Here is a 9,107-nt window from a genome sequence, read left to right as displayed (position 1 = left end):
TTCACAATCAGGGTCTTCACAGTTGTATTCATAAGCCTTTATCTGCAAAATGACGGCTTTTCCCATCATCGGAAGATCCTGTACTTTTCTTACATAAGTACCATGACAACTTTGGCTGACAACGCCGCAGCATGGACAGATTCCCTGCTTTGTCTGAGATTCCAATTCTATGCTGATCTTTTCATTAGTTTCAGAAATCTCTTGTATTTTAAGTTGCTCTGGAAAGAACTTATTGATATCTAAAGATGTCATGTAGAATCACCGCCTTGATATGATATTGATATTATTATAGCATATCTAAGGGGGATAATCAAGAGATTTACGGATATTTGAGGGAGAGCCCCAAAGCAGCGTCTTATTCGTGGTGCGGTCAACGACCGTGAGCGGGCGGTTCAGAGAACGGCACCGTACAGTTCCAAGCCCGTGCAGCTGCGGTTTTGGGTTCGTCATATACAATCTCGTCAGGGTCTCAGTCATTCATCGCCTATGAATTTCAGAACTTTTTCAACATACCCGATCATTTCCTTGTACTCGATTTCGACACCTCTTTAGCTTGAACGACAGAAGGTGTATAGTAAAGAACTTTCTATTAAGGATTACGAAGAACAGATTAAAGTCTGAAAAAATTGTTCTTTTCCCCTAACCAACTCCCGACTTCTGCATTATACGTACAGAAGTTTCTCGAAAATCGTTAGCGATAATACCCGAAGCTACAAGAAGCCGCTGGCACAGAAATACTTCCATGTTTTTGAGACATATTATCCGACAAGCGGTCAGCTGAACCGGATGCATAAAGTTATATCAAACTTCAAAGCAATGATCGCTGAAACTTACCAAGAAAACGAAATGATCCATACAGCGTTAGGTGTGTTAAGGGGATAACCATATTTCATAATATTGTATTGAAATTTACAGGGAAATGTGATATAATATGTAACGTAAATTTGGTCAGACGTCAATTTGGCTTTGACGGAGGTCTGTCCGTGTCAGTAAAACGACTCAAAACATGAGGTGATTTTTATGAATAAAAGACGATTTTTCGGTGTCATTACCGCGGCTGCAATGATTGTATCATCACTGTCGATATCGGCAGGTGATATGGCTGCTTCTACTGTTGCTTCGGCAGACGAATGGTATTGTGCCGGAAATACCTGCGAACCTCTGCACGATACTTCCCGTGATATACAGAAGGAAGGAGTTGGCAATCCCCTTGGCTTTGGGGAGAGGAATACTCCTGCAAACGCTTCTACGGCTGAGATACGCGCTATCAACCATAATATGACAGTTCAGGAGGTAAAGTACGCTCTCTATAAAGAGATAGATGAGCACTGGGATCTTATCTCCACTCGTCTTGGACAGCCGGAGCGTGAAAAGGTATATGCTTTGTTTCTTGGACTTGGTTCCCGTGAATCTACTCTGGGAGAAGGCAAGATAGGCTCAGACCATGAAACAGCTTATGAAGACGGCTGGGGTGTTAACTCTGCCCATGCATACGGTACTCTTCAGACCGCTGTTACTGCTTTTGCAGACTGCGACCCCAAGTTCATGCCCGAGGACAACGTTCCTGAGATGTTTCAGTATTCTTTCACGGAATCCAATTTCTATGATTGTATAATCTCAAATCACATGGGTATCAGAAAGATACTCCACTTTGCTGAGATCTGTATTAATGAAGAAGGAATGCACGGTTATCAGGTCATAAGGAACAGCCTGAAGGGTTTTAATACAGGCTGGTGCTATATGGCTGAGGACGATGGTGCATACAAGACCTATGCTGATGAGATCTGTTCGATGGCACAATTTTATTATTACGAAGGGCATCTTTACGACAATGTGTTTACCTGGACTTCGGCAGGCGGAAATATGGAGAAATACCGTACCGCTGACCGTTGGGACTGGTGGGGTGATACCGAGCCTAGCATGGCTCCCATAACAGAGAGCAATATTCCGGATATTTCAAAGACAGTTTATGGTGATGCAAACTGCGACGGAAAAGTGGATATTTCTGATTTCGTACTTATCAAGCAGACATTGTCAGCACCTTCAAAGTATAAGCTGACTGAGCAGGGAAAAATAAACGCTGATTGTTCGGGCGTTGGCGATGGCATAACCGATGCAGATGCTGAGGCTGTCAGAAAATATATTCTGAGAAAGATAGATACCCTTCCTGAAGCATGATTCAGATGATCGGAATTACGCTCAGCGGAGCTGAATCTCAAGGCGAATAAATTACAAGGCATTCATCGTTTGGTGAATGCCTTGTTTATTTATAAAAGTATCAGGAAAGATCCATACGTATGTCGTACAGCTGGTGTGCTAAAGGGATAGTCATCAATTTTTTCGATTTGCACGAAAGAGCCGATATATCTTTGTTGAGGTTTTCTCTTTTTTATTCAGAGTTTTCATGATATAATATAGAATTGTGGCGAGTGAATTTTTTCTTCATTTTTTATTCGCAGTCAAAATATACATTAATATGATTTTCTATTATGAATAAGCAACGAACGATTAAGAAAATATATCGAAATTATTGACATTGATAGGTACATGTGCTATCATAATTTGGGATATATTGATAAATATAGCCATTTTCAACAAGAGAATTCCAGGAGGTAATTAAAATGAAGATGAAAGAAGTTTTGGCAGTATTGATGTCGTTTTGTATGGTGGCAGGTTCAGTAAGCTATGGTGCTCCGATAATAACACAGAACATAACTGCGCACGCTGAAAGTGCAAACTATTTTTCTTACGATCAAAACTCCGGTGTAATGTTTCTCAGGGGCGAGGTCGATGGTGAAGCTGTAAGAGATTTTTGTTACAGGTCGTATGTAAAGACCATAGTAGCTTTAGAGGGAACAGTTTTGCCTGAAGATTGCAGTGAGCTGTTTAAGGATTACAAATACTGTATTACTATTGATCTTTCAGATGCAGATACAAGCAATGTTACAAATATGCGTGGTATGTTTTCAGGCTGTTCGGGTCTGACTACACTTAATGTGAGCGGATTTGACACAAGCAGTGTTACAAACATGGCCACAATGTTTTCCGGCTGTTCCGAACTGACTGAGCTTGATGTAAGCGGATTTGACACAAGCAATGTTGAATATATGGGTGCAATGTTTTCAGGCTGTAAGAGTCTGACTTCGCTTGATGTAAGCGGATTTGATACTAGCAACGTTACAAATATGGGCAGAATGTTTGAAAGCTGTAACGGACTTACTTCTATCGATATAAGCGGCTTGAATACAAGTAAAGTCACAAATATGAGCAGTATGTTTGAGAAATGTTATGAACTTACTTCTATCAATATAAGTGGTTTGGATACAAGCAATGTTAAAGATATGAGCAGGATGTTCTCAGAATGTAAAAAACTGTCCAAGCTTGATTTGACAGGCTTAAATACCTCCAAAGTAAAAAATATGGACAGCATGTTCTCAAATTGTTGCGCTTTGACCACACTTGATCTGAGCGGATTCAATACAAGCAATGTATCATATATGGGGCGGATGTTTTATTATTGTACAGGTTTGTCAGAACTTGATGTAAGTGTATTTGATACAAGTAATGTAATAGATATGACTAACATGTTTGGCGGCTGTAGAGGTCTGACAAAACTTGATCTTAGTACTTTTGATACAAGTAATGTAGAATATATGACGAGAATGTTCTATTACTGTTCAGGTTTGAAGAAACTTGATATAAGCGGATTTGATACCGGCAATGTAACAAATATGGACGAGTTGTTTTATGAATGTTCCAAACTTACTTCGCTTGATGTAAGTGGATTTGATACAAGCAATGTCGAAAGTATGTCATTTATCTTCGCCAATTGTTACGGCCTTACCTCAATTGATGTTAGCGGATTTGATATTAGAAATTCGACAAGTATTGCAGGTATGTTCTATGGGTGCTCCGGTTTGACATCGATCGATGTAAGTTCGTTTGATACAAGCAATGTAGAATCTATGATCAGTTTGTTTAACGGATGTTCGAGTCTGACTTCGATCGATGTGAGCGGATTTGATACAAAAAAGACTACAAATATGGGCTGGATGTTCGGTCGCTGTTCCGGTTTGACCGAACTTGATGTGAGCGGTTTTGATACTAGCAAAGTTACATATATGCACAATATGTTCGATAGTTGTTCCGGTTTGACTGAACTTGATTTGAGCAATTTTGATACAAGCAAGGTCATATGGACGCATAATATGTTCAAAGGCTGCACCGGCCTGAGTAAACTTGATCTGACCAGTTTCGATACAAGCAAGGTCACAGAAATGTACAATATGTTCTCCGGCTGTTCCGGCTTGGAAACACTCGATCTTAGCAGTTTTGATACAAGCAAGGTCAAAGATATGGGTCGGATGTTTAAAGATTGTAATAATCTGAAAAATCTTACTCTTGGAAAGAATTTCAAAAGAATAAAAGAAGAAGCCGAACTTCCCAACGAAGACGGCTGGGTAAATGCTAATGCAACTTCTGTTGTTGTAAGCGGAAGCGGAGAATTTGCAGATATCGAAAATAAAGGCAATAACACATACATTATTTTTACCGGAGATCCTATAACATACCCCACAAACATAAAAGTCGAATACAACGATAAATACCGTCAGGTGAGATTTACATGGAACAAAGTCAAAGGTGCTGATAGTTACGGTATAGCTGTATATCTTGCAGGTAAGTGGAAAGTTCAGGCACAGAACATCACTGATACAGTTTACACTTCTCCCAAGAATCTCACTCCCGGTAAGACTTACCAAGTAGCTATCGCCGCTAGAGTTAACGGAAAATGGGACACTGCAAACGCTATCAAAAATGCTGTGACCTGTACCATAGTCGACTATAATTCCTATGTCAAGCCTGACAGAGAGATCAGGTTTGGTTCGGATTTATATGTTATAGCCGATGAGATCACTATGTATCTCGGACCCGATACAAGCTACGGTAAAGTTACAACGATCCCCGGAAAAACTTCCCTTCAGGAACTCGGCGTTATGAATAATAATGATAACTGGGCATTTACAGAGTATAAGGGAAAGTACGGCTGGGTACAGGTCATGAATGAATTTGGCGAAAGACAGATCCAAATTAGGTCGCTTATAGTTAAAAAGCCTGTTATCTACCTATATCCCGAAAAGGAGACCGACGTTCATGTTGAGGTCGAGCTGACCGAAGCTGATCTTTCCACTACCTATCCTAAGTACAACAACGGCTGGGATGTGGTCGCTAAGCCTGACGGATCACTTGTGAACAAGGCTGACGGCTCTCATCACAGATACTTGTTCTGGGATGCTGTAAACTGCCGTACAGACTTTGATTTTTCCAAGGGATTTTGTGTAGCAGGCAGTGATACCGAGAATTTCCTCAAAGAAAAGCTCAGCTATATGGGTCTGACCGAAGATGAAATGAATGAGTTTATCGTATACTGGCTGCCACAAATGGAGCATAACAAATATAATCTCATATCCTTCCAGAGTGATAAATATACAGATTCCGCAAAGCTTAACATCACCCCTGAACCCGACAGTATGCTGCGCGTATTCATGACATATGTACCTCTTGAAGAGGCTGTGGACATCGAACCGCAGGAGCTGTCCACATTTGAAAGAAGTGGCTTCACAGTCGTTGAATGGGGCGGTTCCGAAATATAAAATAGGATTGTTATTTTTATGGGCTGTGTCAGCCGTGTGAGAGATCATACTCTCATGCGGCTGTTCACAGCCCCCGTTTTTTATCATGATAAAACTTAGCTACCTCCGATAGACAGCCGAAAAATTTTGAACCAGCTGTTTCAATTAGCACTAAGAATCAAAACGTTTATGAAAACAAAGCTCCCGAAATGCTAATGCCGGGAACAGTTTTACGAATGTAAGACTTTATATAGAGATATGCCGTGAATGTTATTAAATTAGATGAATCCTAATCTCTTCATAAGCGATGCCTTATTGATAAGTATCTTGCCGTGTTTGTCGGTACCTGCTCTAAAATATGTTCAGAAATGCCTTCGAACTGTTGGGTACATTCTTTAACAGTCAGGGAAAGATGAATTACAATGAGTATTCATTGAATAATAATCTGAATGTCTGAATCTTTTATGTGCAAAAAAAGATTCAGACATATATAATTAAATAACGGCAGATGTAGGTGAAGTCTACATCTGCCGTTATTACAAAGGAAATTGATTGTTTTATACTTATAGTTGAAAAAAGCATTGATATGCTTGTAATGTTTAATGTGGTTTATTTTACTGTGACAGTCACAGCGTGCTTTATTGCGTCTGCTACTGTCCATTCACAGTTTACCTTTGCAGCTATTGCAACCTTGTAGGTCTTGCCGGGAGTAAGGTTTTTCGGCGAGGTGTAGCTAAGAGTCGAAGCGGGGATAGACTGAGTCTGTATTTTCCACTTGCCCGCAATATATACCGCCACGGCGTACTTCTCAGCATAGTTAACAGGGTTCCATTTAAAACGGAACTGCCTGCCATTTGATTCGACACTGACAACAGGATAGGGCAGATCGGAGGCGCTGTCGATTTTCATACTGCACCCCGAAGCTTTGACCGGAACACGGACTGTGTTTCCATAACCGTTGAAATCGGTTTTCGCAGCTTTGCAGCCCGTCAGCGTAAAATTGTAGCTTCCCGCGGATACATCGGTTTTCGCCCTGAGCTTCAATGTCAAGACATTGCCTTTGTTGCGGTAAAAGCATTTGAAGCCGAAGTAGTCATAGAAGGCACGGTAGTCGAAGGCGTTGATGGAGTTGAGCTCATCGTAGTAGTTGTAGATGTCGATGTAGCCGTAGTAGCCGGAGTAGCCGTGTTCGGCCTTTATTTTTTCGTCCGACCATGTCAGCGGGATAAGACCGCTTTTGTTCATATCGTAAAGCGAACCCGTTCTGACCTTTATCTCATCGTCTATTTCGCCTCCGATAAGCTCAAACGCCGAGTTATCAAAGCCGATATTTGCCGCAAAGCCGTTGATTCCCGTGTTCTCGTCGATATTCAGCGTGACGGTAAAGGTCTCGCCGGGCTTGACCTGATCGGTACTAGCTTTAAGCGACAGCGCAAAAATTTCCTCCGCGTAATCAATGTTGAAGTTGTGCTTCTCCGCGTATTCCGCGCCAGCCGAAAGGGAGCAGCAGTGTATTGTGAAACCCCTGATCCTGTCATAAATGGATTCGTATCCGAAATAATGACGCTCGCTGAATCCGAAAGCATGACTGTCGATCTCCGTTACACTAGGCGGGATAGTTACCTCTTTCATTGCACACCCTAAGAAAGCGTCCTCGCCGATCTTTCTGACGCTGTTCGGAATGGAAACACTTTCAAGCGTCCGGCAGCCGGAGAATGCCTCTGCGTCAATGACCGTTACGCCCTCGGGAATGACTACTTTTGTCACCTCCGCACCGTCGGAGAACGAAAGCCCGCCGATGCGGGTAACGCCGTCCGGAACGGTGACTTCTCCCGATGCCCCGCTCGCGTCGACAAGGATCCCGTTTATGACAATAAAAGGACTTTTTTCCTTCTGCGCTTTGATCCATGCTGTACCTTTGAACGTGCTTGCTTCGATCTCCCGAACGCCTTCGGGGATAGTGATGTCTTCAAGGGCGGTGCAGTAAAGGAAGGAATATGGCGAGAGTGTCGTAAGGCTTTCGGGCAGATCAGCGCTCGTCAGGCTTTCACAGTGGGAGAAAGCGGAATCATCGATGCTTACAAGCCCGTCGGGGAAATTTATGCTTTTCAGATTTTTACAGTTATAGAAAGCTGACATCTGAACATCGGTAACGCCGTCGGGGAGAACAACGCTTGTAAGCTCCTCGCAGTTTTTAAAAGCGTATTCGCCGATTGCCGTAATGCCCTCGGGAACGACCACATCGCCTGCTGCAGTCTGCCCGTTCAGCAGAATGTGACCGAATATGACAAGCGGGTCAGCCTCTTGCTTCGTCTTTAACCATGCAGTATTTTCAAACGCATCGCGCTCGATGTATAACACGCTGTCGGGGGTGTTGATCTCCGCAAGGTTTGTGCAGTCCTTGAAAGCCTCGGGACCTATTATATGAAGGCTGTCAGGAAACGTGACCTTCTCGAGATTCGGGCAACTCTCAAAAGCGCTGTACCCGATGGTACTGACGCCGTCGCCGATAATTACGTTCTTTATTCGGGAATCTCCGTAAAAGGGCGATTCACTCGTGTAAAAATAATCGTGCATAGAGCCGTTGCTCGTGCCGTCGTCTGTAATGGTGAGCGTTCCGAGGTCGTCAAGCGTCCAAGAAAGACCATAGCCGCAGGTGCCGCTGTTTTTGTTCGTTGTGGCAGCGCTTGCCGAAATATCGACAAAAATCCCCGCGCCCGCTTCGGGAAGCCCGGTTTCTCCGAACACAAGCCCCAAAGCTGCCGCGCAGGCAGCTAAACGTTTAACAGACTTTTTCATTATCCTGTACCTCCGTTTATTAAATATGATTTGATATAAATTTCTCCGTATATAGATAATAGCATATATCAATTAAAACCACCGGGGTTTCTATATGTGTACTTGCCTTTAGATGTGTGAGTCTTCTTGTTGGTAGATGATAAAAAACGTGGGTTATGAACAGCCGCATGAGAGTACGATCTCTCACACGGCTGACACAGCCCTTTATAAATAACACTCTTATTTTATTTCGGAACCGCCCCATTCAACAACTGTGAAGCCACTTCTTTCAAATGTGGACAGCTCCTGCGGTTCGATGTCCACAGCTTCTTCAAGAGGTACATACGTCATGAATACGCGCAGCATACTGTCGGGTGTTGGTGTGATGTTAAGCTTTGCGGAATCCGTATACTTATCACTCTGGAAGGAAATGAGATTATACTTGTTATGCTCCATTCTTGGCAGCCAGTATACGATGAACTCATTCATCTCTTCTTCGGTCAGACCCATATAGCTGAGTTTTTCTTTGAGGAAATTCTCGGTATCACTGCCAGCTACACAGAATCCCTTGGAAAGATCAAATTCTGTACGGCAGTTTACAGCGTCCCAGAACAGGTATCTGTGATGAGTGCCGTCAGCCTTGTTCACAAGTGATCCGTCAGGCTTAGCGATTACATCCCAGCCATTGTTGTACTTAGG

4 protein-coding genes and 1 pseudogene are annotated in these 9,107 nt (G+C 42.8%); 2 read left to right on the top strand and 3 right to left on the bottom strand.

Going from position 1 to position 9,107, the window contains the following annotated elements; translation table 11 throughout:
* Positions 1-252, bottom strand: a 252-nt coding sequence (locus BMY75_RS17160; protein ID WP_139199898.1) for a transposase family protein, incomplete at its 3' end; no start/stop codon positions are given.
* A 768-nt stretch (positions 253-1,020) separates the two neighbouring features.
* Between BMY75_RS17160 and BMY75_RS17150 the strand changes: the two genes are divergently transcribed.
* Complete coding sequence (locus BMY75_RS17150) at positions 1,021-2,178, top strand: dockerin type I repeat-containing protein (protein WP_074836396.1); 1,158 nt, start codon at positions 1,021-1,023, stop codon at positions 2,176-2,178.
* 443 nt (positions 2,179-2,621) lie between these two features.
* Positions 2,622-5,651: a BspA family leucine-rich repeat surface protein gene (locus BMY75_RS17145; protein ID WP_081350610.1), complete on the top strand. Its 3,030-nt coding sequence runs from the start codon at positions 2,622-2,624 to the stop codon at positions 5,649-5,651.
* Positions 5,652-6,239: 588 nt separating this feature from the next.
* On the opposite strand, the gene BMY75_RS17140 is transcribed toward BMY75_RS17145, so the two are convergent.
* Positions 6,240-8,429, bottom strand: coding sequence for a leucine-rich repeat protein (locus BMY75_RS17140; RefSeq protein ID WP_074836393.1), 2,190 nt, complete (start codon positions 8,427-8,429; stop codon positions 6,240-6,242).
* 219 nt (positions 8,430-8,648) lie between these two features.
* Positions 8,649-9,107: pseudogene (locus BMY75_RS18585) on the bottom strand (BspA family leucine-rich repeat surface protein); the annotation flags it as partial.

The organism is Hominimerdicola alba, assembly GCF_900109655.1.
In the GTDB taxonomy this organism is placed as follows: Bacteria; Bacillota; Clostridia; order Oscillospirales; family Ruminococcaceae; genus Hominimerdicola; species Hominimerdicola alba_B.
Note: the sequence above shows the minus strand (reverse complement) of the source record. Positions and strands in the feature narration are given on the sequence as shown.